The 21,047-nt window shown below is 60.1% G+C and carries 21 protein-coding genes and 1 tRNA gene; 13 read left to right on the top strand and 9 right to left on the bottom strand.

Annotated features, from left to right (window positions below; genetic code table 11):
- Positions 1–49: 49 nt before the first annotated feature.
- Positions 50–349: a putative quinol monooxygenase gene (locus JJQ51_RS07325; protein WP_092708861.1), complete on the bottom strand. Its 300-nt coding sequence runs from the start codon at positions 347–349 to the stop codon at positions 50–52.
- Between the two features lie 152 nt (positions 350–501).
- Positions 502–1,380 (bottom strand): glycosyltransferase family 2 protein, encoded by an 879-nt coding sequence (locus tag JJQ51_RS07320; protein WP_113332010.1) that lies wholly within the window; start codon positions 1,378–1,380, stop codon positions 502–504.
- 302 nt (positions 1,381–1,682) lie between these two features.
- Here JJQ51_RS07320 and JJQ51_RS07315 point away from each other — a divergent pair, with 302 nt between their 5' ends.
- The gene (locus tag JJQ51_RS07315; protein WP_069611385.1) at positions 1,683–2,288 is read left to right on the top strand and encodes a class I SAM-dependent methyltransferase; all 606 of its coding nucleotides are present in this window, start codon (positions 1,683–1,685) and stop codon (positions 2,286–2,288) included.
- Between the two features lie 229 nt (positions 2,289–2,517).
- On the opposite strand, the gene JJQ51_RS07310 is transcribed toward JJQ51_RS07315, so the two are convergent.
- The 4 genes from JJQ51_RS07310 to JJQ51_RS07295 form a co-directional block, all read right to left on the bottom strand.
- Positions 2,518–2,769: a DUF982 domain-containing protein gene (locus JJQ51_RS07310; protein ID WP_069611230.1), complete on the bottom strand. Its 252-nt coding sequence runs from the start codon at positions 2,767–2,769 to the stop codon at positions 2,518–2,520.
- A gap of 72 nt (positions 2,770–2,841) precedes the next feature.
- Positions 2,842–3,090, bottom strand: coding sequence for a DUF982 domain-containing protein (locus tag JJQ51_RS07305; protein WP_162746365.1), 249 nt, complete (start codon positions 3,088–3,090; stop codon positions 2,842–2,844).
- A gap of 275 nt (positions 3,091–3,365) precedes the next feature.
- Positions 3,366–3,441 (bottom strand) — tRNA-Thr (locus JJQ51_RS07300).
- A 137-nt stretch (positions 3,442–3,578) separates the two neighbouring features.
- Entirely contained in the window at positions 3,579–4,538 is a 960-nt protein-coding gene (locus JJQ51_RS07295) for an NAD(P)H-dependent flavin oxidoreductase (RefSeq protein WP_269244451.1), read from the bottom strand.
- Between the two features lie 408 nt (positions 4,539–4,946).
- Here JJQ51_RS07295 and JJQ51_RS07290 point away from each other — a divergent pair, with 408 nt between their 5' ends.
- The gene (locus tag JJQ51_RS07290) at positions 4,947–6,194 is read left to right on the top strand and encodes a hypothetical protein (RefSeq protein WP_152093738.1); all 1,248 of its coding nucleotides are present in this window, start codon (positions 4,947–4,949) and stop codon (positions 6,192–6,194) included.
- 24 nt (positions 6,195–6,218) lie between these two features.
- On the opposite strand, the gene ppk2 is transcribed toward JJQ51_RS07290, so the two are convergent.
- The gene (ppk2, locus tag JJQ51_RS07285; protein ID WP_069611233.1) at positions 6,219–7,100 is read right to left on the bottom strand and encodes a polyphosphate kinase 2; all 882 of its coding nucleotides are present in this window, start codon (positions 7,098–7,100) and stop codon (positions 6,219–6,221) included.
- 243 nt (positions 7,101–7,343) lie between these two features.
- Between ppk2 and phoR the strand changes: the two genes are divergently transcribed.
- The 7 genes from phoR (at position 7,344) to phoB (ending at position 15,004) form a co-directional block, all read left to right on the top strand.
- Complete coding sequence (gene phoR, locus JJQ51_RS07280) at positions 7,344–8,600, top strand: phosphate regulon sensor histidine kinase PhoR (protein WP_145633438.1); 1,257 nt, start codon at positions 7,344–7,346, stop codon at positions 8,598–8,600.
- Positions 8,601–8,784: 184 nt separating this feature from the next.
- Positions 8,785–9,819 (top strand): substrate-binding domain-containing protein, encoded by a 1,035-nt coding sequence (locus JJQ51_RS07275; protein ID WP_113390036.1) that lies wholly within the window; start codon positions 8,785–8,787, stop codon positions 9,817–9,819.
- A 62-nt stretch (positions 9,820–9,881) separates the two neighbouring features.
- A complete protein-coding gene (pstC, locus tag JJQ51_RS07270) occupies positions 9,882–11,363 on the top strand; it encodes a phosphate ABC transporter permease subunit PstC (RefSeq protein ID WP_269244450.1) in 1,482 nt (493 codons plus the stop codon).
- Entirely contained in the window at positions 11,360–12,694 is a 1,335-nt protein-coding gene (gene pstA / locus JJQ51_RS07265) for a phosphate ABC transporter permease PstA (protein WP_442967287.1), read from the top strand. The genes pstC and pstA overlap by 4 nt, the downstream gene beginning before the upstream one ends.
- 15 nt (positions 12,695–12,709) lie before the next feature.
- On the top strand, positions 12,710–13,525 hold the full coding sequence (gene pstB / locus JJQ51_RS07260) for a phosphate ABC transporter ATP-binding protein PstB (RefSeq protein ID WP_113332018.1): 816 nt from the start codon (positions 12,710–12,712) through the stop codon (positions 13,523–13,525).
- Between the two features lie 50 nt (positions 13,526–13,575).
- Positions 13,576–14,289, top strand: coding sequence for a phosphate signaling complex protein PhoU (gene phoU / locus JJQ51_RS07255; protein ID WP_015338719.1), 714 nt, complete (start codon positions 13,576–13,578; stop codon positions 14,287–14,289).
- Positions 14,290–14,320: 31 nt separating this feature from the next.
- Positions 14,321–15,004, top strand: coding sequence for a phosphate regulon transcriptional regulator PhoB (gene phoB, locus JJQ51_RS07250; RefSeq protein ID WP_004128368.1), 684 nt, complete (start codon positions 14,321–14,323; stop codon positions 15,002–15,004).
- Between the two features lie 89 nt (positions 15,005–15,093).
- Here the strand turns inward: phoB and JJQ51_RS07245 are convergent, their stop codons facing one another.
- The gene (locus tag JJQ51_RS07245; protein ID WP_113332019.1) at positions 15,094–15,621 is read right to left on the bottom strand and encodes a GcrA family cell cycle regulator; all 528 of its coding nucleotides are present in this window, start codon (positions 15,619–15,621) and stop codon (positions 15,094–15,096) included.
- 424 nt (positions 15,622–16,045) lie between these two features.
- Here JJQ51_RS07245 and JJQ51_RS07240 point away from each other — a divergent pair, with 424 nt between their 5' ends.
- The 3 genes from JJQ51_RS07240 to JJQ51_RS07230 all read left to right on the top strand — a co-directional run bounded on the left by JJQ51_RS07240 (position 16,046) and on the right by JJQ51_RS07230 (position 19,274).
- Positions 16,046–17,245: an aspartate aminotransferase family protein gene (locus JJQ51_RS07240; RefSeq protein ID WP_113332020.1), complete on the top strand. Its 1,200-nt coding sequence runs from the start codon at positions 16,046–16,048 to the stop codon at positions 17,243–17,245.
- 73 nt (positions 17,246–17,318) lie between these two features.
- Complete coding sequence (gene argF, locus JJQ51_RS07235; RefSeq protein WP_069611241.1) at positions 17,319–18,236, top strand: ornithine carbamoyltransferase; 918 nt, start codon at positions 17,319–17,321, stop codon at positions 18,234–18,236.
- A gap of 48 nt (positions 18,237–18,284) precedes the next feature.
- Positions 18,285–19,274, top strand: a complete 990-nt coding sequence (locus JJQ51_RS07230) for an Hsp33 family molecular chaperone (protein ID WP_145633431.1) — start codon at positions 18,285–18,287, stop codon at positions 19,272–19,274.
- A gap of 19 nt (positions 19,275–19,293) precedes the next feature.
- On the opposite strand, the gene apaG is transcribed toward JJQ51_RS07230, so the two are convergent.
- Positions 19,294–19,686, bottom strand: coding sequence for a Co2+/Mg2+ efflux protein ApaG (apaG, locus tag JJQ51_RS07225; RefSeq protein WP_113332090.1), 393 nt, complete (start codon positions 19,684–19,686; stop codon positions 19,294–19,296).
- A 610-nt stretch (positions 19,687–20,296) separates the two neighbouring features.
- On the opposite strand from apaG, the gene JJQ51_RS07220 reads away from it, so the two are divergent.
- Positions 20,297–21,010 carry a DNA helicase gene (locus JJQ51_RS07220; protein ID WP_152095561.1) on the top strand — a complete coding sequence of 238 codons (714 nt, stop codon included), beginning with the start codon at positions 20,297–20,299 and terminating at the stop codon, positions 21,008–21,010.
- The last annotated feature ends 37 nt before the right edge of the window (positions 21,011–21,047 follow it).

The following is a 21,047-nucleotide window of genomic DNA, read 5'->3' as shown; positions in this document are numbered from 1 at the left end:
CCGGGCGCCGTTTCATGATGACATCAGAAGCTGTCCGGCAGCGACAGGTTCACGCCGGGTTCAGGACGTGAACGGCGCGATCGGCCATCAGATGCTTCACCTTCTCGCCGTAGGCAGCCATATGCGCGGAAGCGGCATGCGCCTTCAGCGCTGCCAGGCTTTCCCATTTCTCGACCACGACGAAGGTGTCAGGCCCAAAGGCCGGATCGGCCCCTTCGACATCCACGACGGCGGTATATTCGATACAACCGTCTTCGGCGTGGACGGCCGGAACATTCGCTTGGAACGCTTCGAGCACTTCGGCGCGCTTGCCGGGATGGGCGGTGAGGATGGCGAGTACGTGAATCATGGAGATGTCCTTGAAGCGATATTCAATAAGGATGGAAAATAACGGACGCCACCGGATGTGCGGCCGGTTTCAACCATTACCACGGAACAGGTTCGTCCGAACGCCGAACTTCAATTTTTATCGCGCATGGGATTCTTGCCGGATTGCGGCGTTCACATCCGATTAATGTATTTCGGATCGAGCGATCCGCTCAGCAAATGGCCGACCGCGAGGAGATTGCCCTGCAGGCGACCCCGCCGGTCGATATAGGGCGGTGGGTTGACGGAGCCGACAACATTCGAGGCGATATTGCCGCCCATCAGCTTCAGCGCCCATTTCAGCGAGACCGAGCGCTTCTTGACGAGATAGAGCGGATTGGCGACCTGGGAGTACCCAAGGCGCAAGCCCGATGTGCGGCCAGTCTTGACGCCAAGATGGACGCCACGCAGGCGATTGAACTTGACGATCTTGCCGAAAGGACGCAGCCGCCGGCACAGATCCACATCCTCCTGCCAGGCATAGAGCGGCAGATCCTCGTCGAAATAGATGCCGTTTGCGAGCATCTGCTTCCGGCGGAAAATCATATTGCAGCCATAGGCGTTGTGCGTGTCCTCGATCGTTGGCGCCGGAAAGGGAGTGGCATCGGCTGCGAGCGCCTCGTCCGCCTCGTCCGCCGTCAGGCCCGGTCCAAGGATACCGTCGCGGACGACTTCGCCGGTCGCCACGACGATCTCCTCATCCGCCTCGAACAGGGCTTCCGTTTCTGCGAGATAGTTCGTTGCCGGGAAGAAATCGTCATCGAAGAATACGACCACATCCATGCCGACGGCCGCATCGATGATGGCATTGCGCTGCGGGCAGCTTCCCTGCGGTGAGGAGACGATCGTCACCGGAAAAGGCGCAGAACCTAAGCGTTCCGTGTCGATGTCGTCACTCTTGACCGGGCACAGGAAGAGATGATCCGGCTTGCGCGCCTGTCCGGCAAGCCTCTCGATCATCGCCCCCAGAATCGCCTTGCGACCGCATGTCGCCACGCCAACGGCAATTTTCATGATGCATCCCCAGAATATGATCCTAAGGCGCACGGAACCACCAAAAGCTGAATCTTTGGTTGTGCTAATCGCATGCATTCAACGGATTGCGCGCGAAAGCTGTTTCGTTGCCGGCGGCCGACCCATTTACAGCCGTCGATGGAGCGTTTCGAAAGAGGGGGCCGTCTCGCGGGCCGGCATTTGCGATCGGCTCGAATGCCTGACGCAAGCCATGAATGCCAAGACTTACAGCACCCACGGTCCAGAAGCAGGTCGTCCATGCGATCTGCCCTTCAGCCAATATCGAAGGTATCCGCCGCCAAATGCAAACGCGCGACTCGAGATTTCAGTACAAGAGCGGCATGCCGCATACGCAGCTCGGCCTGCATCACATGGAAAATGCCCGACTGCTGCCCGATCGCGGCGAGCTGCTGCACCGCCTGCCGCATGGCGGCGTCTGCGCCGAGATCGGCGCGGCTTTCGGCGATTTCACCGCCGAGATTTTTGAAAAGAACGCGCCGCGAGAGCTTTACCTGATCGACGCGTGGGATACGCCCCGCTATCAGGAGGGCCTGGAGCAGATCAGGTCAAAATTCCGCGGCGCATTGGATCAAGGCCGCCTGCGCATCGTCCAGGGCTACTCCACCGTCCGGCTTTCTGAATTTCCCAACAGCTTTTTCGATTGGGTCTATGTCGACACCAATCACAGCTACGAGACGACTCTGGAGGAACTGCAGATCAGCCACTTCAAGGTCAAGCAGGACGGCCGCATTGCCGGCCACGACTTCTGCACCGGCAATGTCGTCGATGCCATTCCATATGGCGTGGTCGAAGCCTGCACCAAGTTCTGCAAGGATTTCCATTGGCAGTTCGAATACATGACCTTGGAATCCCACGGGCATTTTTCGTTCTCGCTGAAACGGCTTTGAAGCATGTCGCGTAAAAATGCGCAGCGGTTTTGCGACAATGACATGCGCAAAATCAAAGATCTGAAGCGCGAAAAGCGAATCTGAAAGATCGCGCCGCGCTTTGGGTGTCATGGCCTATGATCGGCAGGCACCCCCGTCGCCGATGCGGGCTCAATAAGGCCGCTGCCGTTCGGCGCCTGACATGAGATGATTGCAGCGGCCGACCGGCCGATCATGGGCCGATGCAGGCTCAATCCTCGAAAATAAAGATGTCGCCTTCCTGCAAAGCCGCGATGAAGGCCTCCCTGGCTTTCTCCGCGTCAAGCTTACCCTCATGCGCGTCCAGCAGCGCTTTTCTGGCGGTTCTGTAGGCTTGCCCGTCCTCGAGCGTCGGCCACTCCTTCGCCATGTATTCCATGGCGCGTTCCGCATTCGATATCACCAGCCGGTCGCCCGTTTTGCGGGTCTCGACGATTACGGGTTTGCTCCACCATTGGGCCATGAGTTTCTCCTTCCGCGGTCAACGTGCCGTTGGCTGGAATGTTCCGCAGCCCCGTCGGCCGGATCCGCGCCGTCACGACAGCAAGGGAACTCCCGCTTCGGCCGCTGCGGCAATGAAGGCGACGCGCGCTTCCTCAGGCGCTCGCCAGCCGCGCTGGACGTCGATGCAGATGAGCAATGCCGACAGAAAGCAGTCGCCTTCCTCCGAAGGCCAGTCATCGAGAAGCGTCTTCCAGACTTCCTCGGCCGAGCCTACGGACTTCGCTTCACCGGAACCGTTGCGAATGACGCGGATGGGAGAGAAGTGCGGCACGATGTTCATGATAGCAGACTCCGTCAAGGCAGAGGCTGTTTTGGCCCTTTTGCCACTGGGCGCGCATTTAACTTTCTTAATCCGCCGGCCGCTTTGAGGCATATGTGATCAATCTTCGCCCGCACGCCTGCGATATCAGCAAAATCGCGCCTGAGTGGGGCGCTGACCAATCACGCCAGGATCGATACTTCTCGCGGCAAATTTGGTCGACGGCGCGGGCGAACTTGCTGAGGACTGGCGATGCCTGGAATAGAGTTGAGGGTATTCGGGGCAGACAGGATAAGTGGTGCCGCTTACGTGACTCGAACACGTGACCCCATCATTACGAATGATGTGCTCTACCGACTGAGCTAAAGCGGCATTCTGCGGAGCATTCGGTTCGGCCCCGCGATTTGCATGGCGCTGATACAGTCTATGTGGCGAGATTTCAAGCGCTCAAATTGCCAATTGGCAAAAAAGCGAGATGCTTGTGAAAAAATACCGCCTTTCGCGTCCGATCAAAGTGCCAGTCGGGCGCGCGCCTGTCGGTATTCTCTCTCAAGCCTGTCGACGAGGGCGGATACGGGCTGGATGGATTTGACGGCGCCGATACCTTGGCCGGCCCCCCAGATATCCTTCCAGGCCTTCACGCCGGTCGTGGCGGCCTCGAAATCCATCTTGGAAGGATCGGCCTCTGGCAAATTGTCCGGATCGAGGCCGGCGGCGCGAATGGAGGGCTTCAGATAATTCCCAAGAACGCCGGTGAAATAATTGGAATAGACGATATCGGCGGCGGAACCTTCGACGATCGCCTGCTTGTAGGCGTCAACCGCACGGGCCTCCTCCGTCGCGATGAACGGCGAGCCGATATAGGCAAGATCGGCGCCGGACGCCTGGGCGGCCAGGACGGCGCCGCCGGTGGCGATGGCGCCGGCCAGGAGCAGCGGCCCATCGAACCATTCGCGGATTTCCTGCACCAGCGCGAAGGGCGAAAGCTGGCCGGCATGGCCGCCGGCGCCGGCAGCGACGGCAATCAGCCCGTCCGCACCCTTGCGGATCGCCGAATTGGCATGCCGGTTGTTGATGATGTCATGCAGTACGATGCCGCCATAGGAATGCACGGCGGCGTTCACCTCGGGCACGGCGCCGAGCGAGGAAATGACGATCGGCACCTTGTATTTCACGCAAAGCATCAGATCGTGCTCGAGGCGTTTGTTCGACGTATGGACGATCTGATTGACCGCAAATGGAGCTGCCGGACGGTCCGGATTTGCGGCATTGTGTGCGGCAAGATCCTCTGTGATCATGGCAAGCCATTCGTCGAGCTGGCTTTCCGGACGTGCGTTCAGCGCCGGAAAGGAGCCGACAACGCCGGCCTTGCATTGCGCGAGCGTCAAAGCGGGGTGCGAGATAATGAAAAGCGGCGAAGCCACAACCGGCAGGCGCAGACGCTCGGTCAGGATGGAGGGGAGGGCCATGAACATCATCCCTTTTGACGTTTACGAAAACGTCAAAAGGGATAGCAGATGTCTATCGAGAGGGGAAGAGGGTGGAAGAGGCAGGGAAAGGCAGTAGGCAATAGGCAACAGGCAACAGTAATAGCGCTTGACCGCCCCGGTCCGATACCTTCGCCTACTGCCTACTGCCTACTGCCTACTGCCTACTGCCTACTGCCTACTGCCCACTGCCTACTGCCCACTGCCTCACCTCCACCCCATTTGCGTCGTCTTTGCCGTTTATCCCCGCCCGAGTGCCCTTAACCCAAGGCGGAGGCTTGCGTATTGCAGAACGGGGCGTTACCGAATCCGGTTAACGGATGATGAAAATATGGCTGCCTTATCGGTAGAGTATGCGCGTATGTTGCGAGTGAGCGTAAAGGATCGGATGTGAGCGGATTAGAAACGGCTATCAGAAGCGCGTTGGATCGGTCTGATCGCGCCAATCCGGAAATTCGGGCTCGCATCTATCAATCGGCGCGGCAGGCTCTGGAAGCCGGCCTTCGCAAGCAGGACATTACCGATATCAACCTCATCGCCGCCCAGCGCCAGCGTCTGGAGGCGACGATCCGCGAGATTGAGGCTGACGAACGCGCCCGCCCCATGCAGGCGATGCCGGTTTCACCGGAGCTGGATGCTCCGCATGTTTCTTCTTCCGTACCCAGGTCCGATGCAAGGCAGGCAGCGGCACGACCGCAGGAGCCTGTCATGAGCGTGCGCGGAGAAACACGTGATCCGCCAACGTCGGCAGGCCCGGCCGTTCCGCCCGAGCCGACCTCGACCGAGCTGGCGGCACGTGAAGACGATTTCGGCGATATGCGCGCCGGCCCCGCCGATCATCTCGGGGCGGACAGTGATGTGCGGCCGACGGCTGATGCGCCGACGCCGCGGTCGATGAATTTCAAGCCGGAGCGGGCGGCCGTGCGCCGCAAGCCGCGCAAGTTCTTCTCGCGCCTGCTCGTCTTCTGCATTCTGCTGGCCTTCCTCGGCGTCGGTGCCTGGTGGATCAAGACCTCGGGCTTGCTAATGTCTGCATCCCAGAGGGATACGAGCGTGCCCAATCCGCCGGCGCATGTCGATTCGCAGGATTTCAGCGGCAACAGCAACGATGACGATACCTCGGACCAGGACGACAATAGCGGTCCGGTCAATCCGGGCCTTGCGACCATCGATCCGCAGAACAGCTTCTCCGCGGAATGGTTGGAGGTATTGAAGCCCACCGACGCGCCGAAGGTTACCGCCAGCGCGCAATCGAAGGCCGAGAATGTATCGGAAAACGAAGGGCCGGCCGTGAGGCTGACCTCGCTCAGCAGCGGTCCAGACGGCAGTGGCTCGGTCGAGGTGCCCGTCAATGTGTTGCAGCAGATGGCCGGCAAGGCTTCGACGGTCGCGCTGACATTGCAGTCCACCTCGGATGCGCCGACGCAGATCACCGTGGAATGCGATTTCGGTTCTCTCGGTCGTTGCGGCCGGCACCGTTTCACCGTCAGCCGGCAAAAAACGGACTCGCTGTTCCAGGTCAAGTTCGATCGCGCCATGGCGCCGACCGGTTCGGGACGCCTCATCATCAATAGCGATGTCGACGGCAAGGCACGCGGCATCAATATCTACGCCATCCGCGTCCTGCCCGGGCAATAACCCCGGGGCGATGCCTCGACCTCGTCAGGCAAGGATAGCCGATCCCATGCCGAGAATCTTGTCGTCGACCTTGCCGATGGCTTCCTTGTCCTTGCCGTCATAGTCGAGCGTCAGCAGAATGTGACGGATAAGATTCAGGCGTGCGCGCCGCTTGTCGTTGGCGCGGAGGACAGTCCAGGGTGCGTGGTCCGTATGCGTATCCTTCAGCATGCGGTCGCGCTTCTCGCTATAGTCCTTCCATTTCGGCAGGGCGGCGATATCCATCGAGGAAAGTTTCCAGACGGCGCGCGGATCGTGGCGCCGATCGTGGAAGCGCTTCAGCTGCATCTCCCGGCCGATATCGAGATAGAATTTGAAGAAGTAGATGCCGTCCTGGACGATGAGCTTTTCCATCCTTGGGGCCTGCTTTAGGAACTGCTCGTATTGCTGCGGCGTGCAGAAGCCCATGACCGGTTCGACGCCGGCGCGGTTGTACCAGGAGCGGTCGAAGAGCACGAATTCGCCCGCCGTCGGGAACTGGGCGACATAGCGCTGGAAATACCATTGCCCGGCCTCGCGATCGGTCGGCTTCGTCAGCGCCACCACGCGCGCCAGACGGGGGTTCATATGGGCTGACGTCGCGGCGATCGAGCCTCCCTTGCCGGCCGCGTCGCGTCCCTCGAAGAGCGCCATCACTCGCTTGCCGGTCGCCTGCAGCCAGAACTGCACCTTGATGAGTTCGATCTGCAGCGCTTTCAGCTCGTCGAGATATTCATCTTCCTTCAGCTTCTTCTTGTAGGGATAGCCGCCCGAGGTCAGCGCCTCGTCTTCGATCCAGCTTGGGAGCACGGGGTCATCGACATCGAATATGCGCTTGATGCCATGGATATCCAACTCTACTGCCCGGCTTTCTGTCTTCTCCCCCATATGTCGGCTCCTCGGCTGTTTACACGGCGTTAACCCTACCGCTGGCAGCGGTAAAAAAGCTTGGCCAGGAAACTGGAGCTTTTGTTCAATAGTTTCAAGCCCTTTACGGCTACCCTCCTTTGCCGGCTACATTTATTTTTGTCAGTTACTGGCTTCTGTGGATAGAGCCGAATACTTCTGTCATGAATCGCAGATAAGACGCGGAATCCAGCGTTCCATGATGGCAGGCGAAGGACGGCGCAGTTGGAAGACGAATGGTCATTTGTCAGGAGGTTGGCAGTTCGGCTGCGGCAGGAGAGCGCCATCCTGGTTCTGGCGACGCTGATTGCCGCACTCGCCCTGTTTGAAGGCATCAATACCGGCGCCGTATTCTGGATCTGGGCGATTGTCATGATAGTCACACTGCTTCGCCCGCCGCTCGTCGAGCGGGTCGAGGTTCCGTCGCAGGCCGAGACTCCGTCCGTTGATGCGCAAGCCCTGCTCCGCACCGCCTTTGCAGGACTGGCAGCACTCGATATGCCAGTGCTGATCATCGACCGAGAGGCATCGGTGCTGGTGCAGAACATGGCCGTCGAAAAAGCCTTCGGTGCCTTTCCGATCGGCGCACATATTTCCTCCAAGCTGCGCTCGCCGGGTCTGCTCGACATGGTGCGCGAGACCATCGCGACCAATACGCCGAACCAGATCGAGCACTCCGAGCGCCTGCCTTCGGAACGGGTCTATGTCGTCCGCATCGCGCCGATTGATCTGCCGGAGATCGACAGGCAGGAAGATGCGCTCTTCCTGCTCTCCTTCCGCGACATATCGGAGCTGCGCCACATCGACCGCATGCGATCCGATTTCGTCGCCAATGCCAGCCACGAATTGCGCACGCCGCTGGCGTCGCTGCGAGGCTTCATCGAGACGATCCAGGGACCTGCCAAAGCCGATCCGAAGGCGCAGCAGCGTTTCCTCGGCATCATGCTCGATCAGACGACGCGCATGAGCAGGCTGGTCGACGACCTCCTGTCGCTGTCGCGCCTGGAGCTGAAGTCGCATATCGCGCCGGATCAGAAGGTGGATCTGGTGCCCCTGCTCGGCCACGTGCGAGACTCCCTGTTGCCGCTGGCCGGTGATCTCGATGTCAGCATCAATCTGCATTTGCCGGCGGGCAAGGTGGAAGTATTGGGCGATCGCGACGAGCTGGTGCAGGTCTTCGAAAACCTGATCGAGAATGCCTGCAAATACGGCCAGGAAGGCAAGTCGGTCGAGGTTTCGCTGCTGAACGGTGCCGGCCAGGCCGTCGAGGTCGTCGTCTCGGACAAGGGGCCGGGGATACCCGCAGAACATGTGCCGCGCCTGACCGAGCGCTTCTATCGCGTTAACGTTGAGGATAGCCGGTCCAAGAAGGGAACCGGTCTCGGGCTTGCCATCGTCAAGCACATTCTGACCCGCCATCGCGCCAGACTGATCGTCAAGTCGGAAGTCGGAAAGGGAACCGACTTTACGGTTCGCTTCTGACAAGCTCTACCTGCCCCGGTTTAGGTGGCGATTTATCCAAATTATATCAGGCATATAGCCTGTCATAATTGTTTCACTCGCCTGACATAAAAGGGCGGTGTTTTCGCCAGTAAGAATGGACTGCTGAAAAAGTGGATGTGGCCTCCACCTCGGCGCTCTTCAAAGCTCATCAGGGGGATTCGTTGTGAATGCTTTGAAAATATCCATTCTTGCGCTGGTTGCATCGGTTGCCCTTGCCGGCACTGCAACCGCTCGCGATCAAATTCAGATCGCCGGTTCATCGACCGTATTCCCATATGCCAAGATCGTGGCCGAAACTTTCGGCGAGACCTTCACCAACTTCAAGACCCCGGTGGTCGAGTCCGGCGGCTCCGGAGCCGGCCTGAAGGAATTCTGCAAGGGTGTGGGAACGGATTCGATCGACATTGCCAATTCCTCTCGTCCGATCAAGGACAGCGAAGTCGCAGCCTGCAAGGCTGCCGGTGTCGCTGACATCCAGCAGGTCAAGATCGGCTATGACGGCATCGTCTTTGCCTTCGACAAGAGCAATCCGGATATCAGGTTCGAACCGGTCGATCTCTACAAGGCGCTTGCTGCCGAGGTCGTCGTCGACGGCAAGCTCGTCGCCAATCCTTATAAGAAGTGGTCTGAGATCAATCCATCGCTGCCGGATTTTGAAATCGCCGCCTATATTCCGGGCGAGAAGCATGGCACGCGCGAAGTTTTCGAAGAGAAGGTGCTTGCTGCCGGCTGCAAGGCTTCCGGCGCGGCCGATGTCATCAAGGCAGCATTCTCGGATGCCGCTCAGCAGGCGAAGAAATGCATTGCCGTGCGCAAGGATGGCGCCGCAGTCGATATCGATGGCGACTATCCCGAGACCTTGGCCCGCATTAATGCCAACAAGCATGGCATCGGTGTGTTCGGCCTGTATTTCTTCCAGAACAACGCCGACAAGCTGAAGGTCGCCACCGTCAGCGGCATCGTACCCTCGGGCCAGACGATCGCCGATGGCACCTATCCGGTATCGCGACCGCTGTTCTTCTACGTCAAGAAAGCCCATCTGGGTGTCGTCCCGGGGCTCAAGGAATATGTCGATTTCTTCACGAGCGATCAGATGATCGGACCGGACGGCCCGCTGGCGGAATATGGCCTCGTGCCGGCGCCGGATGCTGAGCGCGACCAGATCCGCAAGGACTTCGCGGGCGGGAAGATCATGTGACTGCTGAAGGGTCGGGCACCGGTGCGGCTTTCCGCTGCCCCGGGGTTCGCCGGGGAATGGGAATGAGTGTATCGCTGCTGCTGCTCTGCTTGTCGGTCTTCGGCGCCTCCGCTTTCGTGCTGGGGCGAGTGAGGGCGGCTGCGCTGTCGGGCGGCAGGTCTTCGTCCATGCATTCCCGGCTCGGCTATCACGGTGCCTATGCCGCCATATGGGCGGTACTTCCGCCCCTGGCACTCATCTGCGCCTGGCTGATCGTCAGTCCCATCGTCATCGACCGCCTGGTGACCAAATCCTTTCCCGAGGAGGTTCAGTCTCTGCCGCCGGCTGAGCTCAATCTCAGCTACGGCATGGTGCGCAGCATCGCCCGTGGCATGCGCATGCTCGATAGCCAGGAGCTTGCCGACGTTGATGGCGGCAAGGCCGATCTTCAGTTGCTGTTGGCGCAGAAGGGCGTTCCACTCGCCGTACGCCCCACGGGCTACATGATCGAGGCCGCGAATAGATATAATGGCATGCGTGAATTGAGCCGCATGATCATGTCGGTAGCGGCGATCGTCCTGTCGTTGCTTTGCGCAGTCCATGGTCTTCGCGCGATTGCGCCGCGTTTTCGCGCCCGCAACCGGGTCGAGCAGGTCATTCTCGGAGCTCTGATCGTTGCCTCCTCCATTGCGGTGCTGACAACGGTCGGCATCGTCGTTTCCATGCTTTCGGAGGCGGCGCGTTTCTTCAGCGCAGTGCCGGCCAGCGAGTTCTTCTTCGGCACCGTCTGGGACCCGCGCTTCACCGGCGCCGGCGCGCAGACCTCGGGCACCTTCGGTCTGATCCCGCTCCTGGCAGGTACGATTTATATCGGGCTCGTGGCCATGCTCTTTGCCGTGCCTATTGGCCTGTTTGCCGCGATCTACATGGCCGAATATGCCTCGGCTCGCGTCCGTTCCATCGCCAAGCCGATGCTGGAGGTTCTGGCCGGCATTCCAACGATCGTCTACGGCTTCTTCGCCCTTGTCACAGTCGGCCCCTTCCTGCGCGATATCTCCGCCGAGATAGACGGGCTGATGACCGGAAACTACAGAAGCTTCATCGAGGCGCAGAGCGTTTTGACGGCTGGCTTTGTCATGGGCGTGATGCTTATCCCTTATGTTTCGTCGCTGTCGGACGATATCATCATGGCGGTGCCGCGCTCGCTGCGCGACGGCTCCTTGGGCCTCGGCGCCACGCGGTCGGAAACGGTCAAGCGCGTGCTCCTGCCGGCGGCTCTTCCGGGCATCGTCGGCGCGCTGCTGATGACCGCGTCGCGGGCGATCGGCGAAACCATGATCGTGGTACTGGCCGCAGGCGTTGCCGCGCGCATGCAGCTCGATCCCTTCGAGCCGATGACGACGGTCACGGTGAAGATCGTCAATCAGCTGACCGGCGATCTGGAATTCACCTCGCCGCAGACGCTCGTCGCCTTCGCCCTCGGCATCACGCTGTTCTGCCTGACGCTGTGCCTCAACGTCTATGCGCTCTACATTGTCCGTCGATACAGGGAGCAATACGAATGAGCGGCGTCGTATCTTCCTCTCAGCTCAACATGCCGCGCGGTCTGACGCCGGGTGCGTCTGTGCACCGAGATATCGGCATCAAGCGGCGCTATGCCGCCGAGCGTCGCTTTCGCGCCTATGGGATGACCGCCGTCATCTTCGGTCTCGTCTTCCTTATCATCCTGGTCTCGACCGTGGTCCGCACTGGTTATACCGCCTTTGTCCAGACTTCGATCACCTTGCCGATCGAATTCACCGAGAAGGTAATCGACCCGACGGGTAAGCGCATGAACGATCCGAAGGTGCTGATCGCTGCCAATTACCCCGTACTGGTGCGCGATGCGTTGGTGAAAGCGCTTGGCATCGATCCGGCCAATCGCACGCTTGTACGCGAGGCGATGGCGATGGTGTCGGACAGCGCCAGGATCGTGTTGCGCGACAGAGTCGTTGCCAACCCCTCTATCATAGGGACGACACAGAGCGTCACATTCCTGGCCAGCGCCAACATCGATTCCGCCAACAAGGGGCAGATCGATCTGACCGTCAGCGAGAAGGATCGCAAGATTTCCGACCGCCAGGTCGCATGGATGAAGCAACTCAGCGAAAGCGGCGCGCTTCATAAGGCCTTCAACAGCGGTCTCTTTCTGTCGGGCAATTCGAGCCGGCCGGAAGCCGCCGGGCTTGGTGTCGCGCTGATCGGCTCGCTCTACCTGATGCTGACCGTTCTCGTACTTGCCTTGCCGGTCGGCGTTGCCGCCTCGATCTATCTGGAAGAGTTCGCCCCGAAGAACCGGCTGACGGATCTGATCGAGGTCAACATCAACAATCTCGCTGCCGTCCCCTCGATCGTTTATGGCCTGTTGGGTCTCTCGGTCTTCATCAACATGATGGGGCTGCCGCGCTCGGCATCGCTGGTCGGCGGCCTTGTACTGAGCCTGATGACGCTGCCGATGATCATCATCGCCACGCGCTCGGCCTTGCGTGCCGTGCCGCCGTCGATCCGCAGCGCAGCGCTCGGTCTTGGCGCATCGCGCATGCAGATGGTCTTCCATCATGTTCTGCCGCTCGCGATGCCTGGCATTCTGACGGGCACGATCCTAGGGCTTGCCCATGCGCTCGGAGAGACCGCGCCGCTGCTTCTGATCGGTATGGTCGCCTTCGTTGCCAATTATCCGGCATCGCCGCTCGATCCCTCGACGGCGCTGCCGGTGCAGATCTACATGTGGGCGAGCGAAGCCGAGCGGGCCTTCGTCGAAAGAACGTCCGGCGCCATCATCGTGCTCCTCTTCTTCCTCGTCGCGATGAACATCGGCGCCATCCTGCTGCGCCGCCGCTTCGAGCGGCGCTGGTAAGGGAGGGCGCACGAAATGAACATGATGACGGAAGCTGCCAGCGAAAGAGCCTTGGCCAAGAAGATGACGACGATCCCTTACAAGATGATCGGCCAGGACGTTTCTGTGTTCTACGGCGACAAGCGGGCGCTCTTCGACGTCAATCTGAAGATCCGCGCCAATACGGTCACGGCCCTGATCGGCCCTTCCGGCTGCGGCAAGTCCACCTTCCTGCGTTGCCTCAACCGCATGAACGATACGATCGAGACCTGCCGCGTCACCGGCAAGATCACGCTCGACGATCAGGATGTCTACGACGACAGCATCGATGTCGTGGAATTGCGCGCCCGCGTCGGCATGGTCTTTCAGAAGCCCAACCCGTTTCCGAAGTCGATCTACGAGAATGTCGCCTACGGCCCGCGCATCCATGGCCTGCATCGCTCGAAGGCCGATCTCGAGCATATCGTCGAAACCAGTCTGCAGAAGGCCGGTCTCTGGGGTGAGGTGAAGGATCGGCTCCATGACGCCGGCACGAGCCTGTCGGGCGGCCAGCAGCAGCGCCTCTGCATCGCGCGCGCCGTTGCGGTCAGCCCGGAGGTGATCCTGATGGACGAGCCGTGCTCTGCGCTCGATCCGATCGCAACCGCCAAGGTCGAGGATCTCATCCACGAGCTTCGGGAGAATTTCACCATCGTCATCGTGACGCATTCCATGCAGCAGGCCGCTCGTGTCTCGCAGCGTACCGCAATGTTCCATCTCGGCCACCTGGTCGAGGAGAACGACACCGATAAGATGTTCACCAATCCCGACGATTTCCGCACGCAGGATTACATCATGGGCCGTTTTGGTTGATGATGGCAGGCGCGCGGCTCCTTTCACACAGTTCACTTGAGGATAGAAAAATGGTCTCCACTCACATTCTCTCTGCCTATGACGAAGACCTGAAGTTTCTGACGCGCCGCATTGCCGAAATGGGCGGCCTGGCCGAGCAGATGGTTAGCGACAGCGTACGCGCTCTCGTCAACAGCGACGCGGCCCTGGCCCAGAAGGTCATCTCCGACGACGTCGTTCTCGACCATGCCGAGCGCGAAGTTGGTGACAAGGCGATCGTCACCATCGCTCGTCGTCAGCCGATGGCAGCGGACCTGCGCGAAATCATGGGCTCGATCCGCATCGCCTCCGATCTGGAGCGCGTCGGTGATCTCGGCAAGAATACCGCAAAGCGCGTCATCGCCGTTCAGGGCACGGGCGTGCCGCGTCGTCTCGCTCGTGGCATCGAACACCTCTCCGAACTGGCACTGAGCCAGCTCAAGGAAGTTCTTGATGTTTACGCGACCCGCTCGCCCGATAAGGCCGTGTCGATCCGCGAACGCGACGAGGAAATCGACGCCATGTACACCTCGCTCTTCCGCGAGATGCTGACCTACATGATGGAAGATCCGCGCAACATCACCACCTGCACGCATCTTCTCTTCTGCGCCAAGAACATCGAGCGCATCGGCGACCATGCCACCAACATCGCCGAGACGATCTATTACATGGCGACCGGTGCTCAGCCGGAAGGCGAGCGCCCGAAGGACGATACCGCCAACACCGTCGGCGCAGTGACGGAATAATCTGGAAGCGAAGAAAGGAGACCATAGGCGCATGGTTCCGAGAGTTGCTGTTGTAGAAGACGAGGAAGCGCTTAGCGTTCTGCTGCGCTACAATCTTGAGGCCGAAGGCTTCGAGGTCGACACGATCCTCAGAGGTGATGAGGCCGAGCTGCGTCTCCAGGAGCGCATCCCCGATCTCCTGATCCTCGACTGGATGCTCCCCGGCGTGTCCGGCATCGAGCTCTGCCGCCGGCTGCGTATGCGGCCGGAGACGGAGCGCTTGCCGATCATCATGCTGACGGCTCGCGGCGAGGAAAGCGAGCGCGTGCGCGGACTTTCGACCGGCGCGGACGATTACGTCGTCAAGCCGTTCTCGACGCCGGAGCTGATGGCCCGCGTCAAGGCGATGCTGCGGCGCGCCCGCCCGGAGGTTCTCTCCACGGTGCTGCGTTGCGGCGATATCGAGCTGGACCGCGAAACCCATCGCGTCCACCGCAAGAGCCGCGAAGTCCGGCTGGGGCCGACAGAATTCCGCCTGCTGGAGTTCCTGATGTCCTCGCCAGGCCGCGTCTTCTCGCGTTCGCAGCTGCTCGATGGCGTATGGGGGCACGATATCTACGTCGATGAACGCACGGTCGACGTCCATGTCGGCCGTCTGCGCAAGGCGCTCAATTTCTCCAATATGCAGGATGTCATCCGCACCGTTCGCGGCGCGGGCTATTCCATGGAAGCCTGAGCGGCTCGCCGCTCGGGTGTTACTAAATAGCGGCGGAAATAGAAAAACGGGCCTCGAGGGGCCCGTTTCTCTTTGTCTTGCGGTAACTTTCAGCCGTTGTTGCGACGGCGGTCATGCACCGGCTGGTAGGCCATGCGCTGATGATAGGTGCAGTAGGGGGACGAATCCGGGCTGTCATTGCCGCAGAAGTGGAAGTCGTCCTTCAGCGGGTCCCCGACCGGCCATTTGCAGGTGCGTTCCGTCAGCTCCGTCAGGCCGAGGCGGCGGGAGATCGGAACGACGACGTTCGATGCCGGGCGATACTGAATTTCATTGACGGAATCTATCTCGATCTCTTCCTTCAGCATGGTTGCACCCTGCTGGCGGGCGACCACGGTGCGGGTAGCGACGCGCGAGCCGTAGGTCGTTGCGCGGGGAGCCGCGGCACTGCGCTTTGGCGTGCGCGTCGCGGTTGCCGTGCCGCCCGCCTTCGCTCGGCCAGGAAGGTTCAGGCGGTGCACCTTGCCGATAACGGCATTACGGCTCACGCCACCGAGCTGCGCAGCGATCTGGCTGGCGCTCAACCCTTCGGACCATAGCTTTTTCAGCTTCTCGACGCGTTCGTCTGTCCAATTCATGCCCTGTCTCCGCTGTCGCGTTTCCGATGGCAGAATCCCTCACCATTGCCTCGCATGGGAACGAGGCGCGAAACGCTCTAAAATTGTGGTGACTAGTTCCGCCGCATGCAGTCTAGCAATTGCTTTTTAACCTAGTGTGAGGCTGACTCCGTGACAAGAGTCGCGAGAATCTTGAGGAATCGATTTCGAGGTTTTCCCCAACTTGCTGCCTAGGCGTGGCATTTCTGCAATAGGCGCCGCCGAACCTATCTCTTTTGCCCGCAAGCGCTATCTCGCACCTGCTAAAACGCCAGTTTTGTTGACATCGCGATGCAAAACATCAATAGTGCCCGGGCCGCCGCAAGGCGGCATTTTTGATTTTTTCGGACCCGTTTCATCAAATCGAAGCGATCGGTCCTTAAAGTTGTGATCAGGAGATATGGCCATGGCCGAGACCACGCCGCTTTATGACACCTATATGCGCGCTCCGTTACGGTTCGAGCGAGGCGAGGGCGTCTGGCTGGTCACCGAAAATGGCGAGCGCTACCTCGATTTCGCAGCCGGCGTCGCGGTCAACTCGCTCGGTCACGCCCATCCTCATCTCGTCGCCGAATTGAAGGCCCAGGCCGACAAGGTCTGGCACCTGTCGAACCTCTACGAGGTGCCCGGTCAGGAGAAGCTGTCGAAGCGGCTGACGGAAGCGACCTTCGCCGACAAGGTATTCTTCACCAATTCGGGCGCCGAGGCGCTGGAATGCGCCATCAAGACGGCGCGGCGCTATCAATTCGCCAAGGGGCATCCCGAAAAGTTCCACATCATCACCTTCGAGGGCGCCTTCCACGGCCGCACCATCGCGACCATCGCCGCCGGCGGCCAGGAGAAGTATATCGAGGGCTTCGGACCCAAGGCACCGGGTTTCGATCAGGTACAATTCGGCGATCTCGATGCCGTGCGCGCCGCCATCACGGATGCGACGGCCGGAATCCTGATCGAGCCGGTTCAGGGCGAGGGCGGCATCCGTCCGGCCACCAACGAATTCCTGCGCGGGCTGCGTGAGATCTGCGACGAACATGGCCTGCTGCTGATCCTCGACGAAGTACAGTGTGGCGTCGGCCGCACTGGCAAGCTCTTCGCCTATGAATGGGCCGGCATCAAGCCTGATATCATGGCTGTCGCCAAGGGCATCGGCGGCGGTTTCCCGCTCGGTGCATGCCTTGCGACGGCAGAAGCCGCCTCAGGCATGAAGGCAGGCACCCACGGTTCCACCTATGGCGGCAATCCGCTCGCCATGGCGGTCGGAAATGCCGTTCTCGATATCGTGCTTGCCGAAGGCTTCCTGCAGCATGTGCGCGATGTCTCGCTGGTCTTCCGCCAGGGGCTCGCCTCGCTCAAGGATCGTTTTCCTGACATCATCGAGGACGTTCGCGGCGAAGGTCTGATGCTCGGCATCAAGGCGGCCATTCCGCAGGCAGAGCTGCTGCAGGCTATCCGTGCCGAGCATCTGCTCGGCGTGCCGGCCGGCGATAACGTCATCCGCCTTCTGCCGCCGCTGGTCGTCACCGCCGAAGAAGCACGCGAAGGTCTTGCCCGCCTGGAGCGTGCCGCCGAGCGTGCGCGCGCTGCCCGCACCAAGAAATCGGCTTGAGTTCAACGCCCGCTGACGGGGCGTTCCTGCCCCACGCGGGCGTTATTGTTTTTTCTGGAGCACAGGTAAGGACATGGCTTCTCCGAAACACTTTCTCGACCTCTCTGCCGTTCCGGCTGCCGATCTGCGCAACATCATCGATGACGCGATCGTGCGAAAGAGCGCGCAGAAGGCCGGCACTGCCGACAAGCCGCTCGCCGGCAAGATGCTGGCGATGATCTTCGAGAAGCCGTCCACCCGAACCCGCGTTTCGTTCGATGTCGGCATGCGACAGTTGGGCGGCGAGACGCTGTTCCTCTCCGGCACCGAAATGCAGCTTGGCCGCGCCGAAACGATCGGCGATACGGCCAAGGTGCTGTCGCGCTATGTCGATGCGATCATGATCCGCACGACCGATCATTCGCGCCTGCTGGAGCTAGCGGAACATGCGACCGTTCCGGTCATCAACGCGCTGACCGACGATACGCATCCCTGCCAGATCATGGCGGATATCATGACGTTCGAGGAGCATCGCGGCCCGATCAAGGGCAAGACGCTTGCCTGGACGGGCGACGGCAACAACGTGCTGCATTCGCTGATCGAGGGTGCGGCACGCTTCGGCTATCGCATGAATATGGCGGTACCCCTTGGTTCTGAGCCGAAGGATCACTATCTGAACTGGGCCCGCAACGAGGGCGCCGAAATCATGCTCTCGCATGATGCAGACCGTGCGGTCGCCGGCGCCGATTGCGTGGTAACCGATACCTGGGTTTCCATGAATCAGGAGCACCGGGCACGCGGTCACAACGTCTTCCAGCCCTATCAGGTCAACAAGGCTTTGATGGCACAGGCCGGCAAAGACGCTTTGTTCATGCATTGCCTGCCTGCTCATCGCGGGGAGGAGGTGACGGACGAGGTGATCGATGGCCCGCAATCCGTTGTCTTCGATGAGGCGGAAAACCGCCTTCATGCGCAAAAGTCGATTCTTGCTTGGTGCCTGGGCGCGATCTGAAGATATTAAACCGCGTCTCAAGGGCGCGGGCGCAGTAGGAGTAAAGCAATGGCCGAAAATGCCGCAACGCTGGGTCAGTTTGATTTCGCCGGTGACGATCATGTCGTTCCCTTCCAGGTGGAAGGTCTGGACGTGCGCGGCCGTGCCGTACAGCTCGGTCCGCTGCTGGACGCGATCCTTGCCCGGCATGACTATCCGACGCCGGTTGCACGCCTTCTGGCGGAGGCCATCGTCCTGACCGTCCTGCTTGGCACGTCGCTGAAATTCGAAGGCAAGTTTACCGTACAGACCAAGGGCGACGGTCCCGTCGACCTTCTGGTTGCCGATTTCACGACGCCGGAAAACGTTCGCGCCTATGCCCGTTTCGACGAAGAAGCACTGGAAAAGGCAGTCGCCGAAGGCCGGACCGAGCCGGAACAGCTGCTCGGCAAGGGCGTCCTCGCCTTCACCATCGATCAGGGCCGTTTCAGCCAGCCCTATCAGGGCATTGTCGCGCTTGATGGCGCCTCGCTCGAAGAGATTGCCGGCACCTATTTCCGTCAGTCGGAGCAGATCCCGACGCGCGTGCGTCTGGGGGCGGCAGAACTTTTCGACCGTGATGAGAACGGCAAGCCGCGTCACCGCTGGCGGGCCGGTGGCCTGATCGCGCAGTTCCTGCCCGAAGCGCCCGAGCGTATGCGTCAGCCGGACCTGCATGGCGGCGATGGCGATACCGGCGTGCGCGATCATGTCGAAGACGATGCCTGGGCGGAGGCACGCAGCCTGGTGGAAACCATCGATGCCGATGAGCTGACGGATCCGCAGGTTGGCACCGAGCGCCTTCTCTATCGCCTGTTCCACGAGCGTGGCGTACGCGTCTACGAGCCGAAGGCCGTCTATGACCGCTGTTCGTGCTCGCGCGACAAGCTGAAGGGCGTCTTGAAGGGCTTCACGGCCGAGGAGATCGAGGCCAGCCAGGAGAATGGCGAGATCGCCGTCACTTGTGAATTCTGCTCTACGACGTATCGCTTCGACGTGTCGGAGATAGAGGCGGCCTGACGGTGCCGATTTTGTCGGCTCAGTTCAGCGTGCGCAACAGGTTGGGCGTATCCAGAGAAAAGGCGGGGATCTTGACATGGAATTGCTCTCCGTCGTCCGTTTCCATCTGGTAATGGCCGAACATCATGCCTGACGGCGTATCCAGCGGGCAGCCCGATGAATATTCATAGGTATCGCCGGGTTTCAGATGCGGCTGCTCGCCGACGACGCCCGGCCCCGTCACCTCATCCACCATGCCATTCATGTCGGTGATGTGCCAGTAGCGTGTCACCAGCTTCACGGCCTTCTTCGAATGGTTGGATATGACGATGCGGTATCCCCAGACATAGCGATCGTCGTCCGGATCGGATTGCTCCTCCAGATAAAAAGGTTCGACGACAACCTCGATGTCGCGTGTTAGGGCGCGATACATGCCTGATACCTTGCCACTGCCCTGAAGCGCCGAGCGCTTCTCCAAGCCTCACTGCCGCTTCAGCATTTCCACATTCGCGGCATATTATCCGCATTCCACCACCCCCGCCAAGAGCGGGATATCTAGCGGTATCCTATAACCAGCCCGCTCCGTCAAGGAACGGCGTGATGAAAACTTGCGTGAACGGGTAGAGCCTTCCCGGCATTTAGCTATTACAGCTAATAACGAAGGTTAACGAGACGTCGAAAGAAGTATCTCAAATCGTCTGTCATTTGGTATTCTCTGACATGAAGCCTCTCTCTCCACTTTTGGTGAGAAGAAACGCTTGCCGCAGCCAAAGGTGCACTTGTAGGTTGCCCGTCATATCTGCAGCCCGCCGATCAAAATCTCCAGCTCATATAATTCCTCATTTCATCTTATGTTCCCTGGGGGTGTGACCGCAATTTTCATCGGAAGGCATTTCGGCTATCATCTGATTCTGGCATGGCCCGTGCCTCCCCCCTCCATTCGGGAAAGTATATTTCATGCGGGGCCGTCGATATCAAAACCGACTGTTTGAGCGCCTGGCATAAGGAGGGGTTGCGGTCATTGCTCGCAATAGGAGGTTTAGATGAGGCTTTCTGCCCCTGTTTATCATTTAAAGCGCAAGGCTAGGCTCCTGTCTCGCCAGCAGAAAATCCCCTTGCACGCCGCGCTGGATCGCGTCGCGGCTGGCGAAGGCTTTGCGGGCTGGAGCTTGCTCGCAAGCAAAACGAGCTCAGCTGTGCCCATCGGTGAGCTATATTCGCGTCTGAGCCCGGGCGATCTGGTGCTGATCGGCGCGCGGCGCGGTCACGGCAAGACCCTAATGAGCTTGCGGCTCGCCGTCGAAGCCATGAAGGCTGGCAATCGCGGTGTCTTCTTCACGCTGGAGGACACGGAAAAGGTCGTCCTGGACCGTTTTCCTGTCATCGGTGCCGATTATGCGGAATTTGCCGATCTGTTTGAATTCGACAATTCAGATGCCATCAGCGCCGATTATATCGTCGAGAGGCTGGCCGGTGCGCCGCGTGGCACGTTGGCGGTCGTCGATTTTCTGCAGCTGCTCGATCAGAAACGGGAAAAACCGGAGCTGATGATCCAGGTCCGGGCGCTGAAGGCGTTTGCGCGCGCCAGAGGCGTGATCGTCGTCTTTGTCTCGCAGATCGACCGTTCCTATGATCCGGCGCTGAAACCAGTGCCCGATCTCTCGGATGTTCGCCTGCCGAATCCGCTGGACCTCAAATTGTTCGACAAGACGGTCTTCCTGAACAACGGTCAGGTTGAATTCAAGGCCGCTAACTGACGAGCTACCCTATCTCTCGCGAGATTGCCCGATGAGG

The sequence above is a fragment of the Rhizobium sp. AG207R genome (genome assembly GCF_027109195.1).
GTDB classification, from domain to species: Bacteria; Pseudomonadota; Alphaproteobacteria; order Rhizobiales; family Rhizobiaceae; genus Rhizobium; species Rhizobium dioscoreae.
This window is presented reverse-complemented; position numbering and strand designations above follow the sequence as displayed.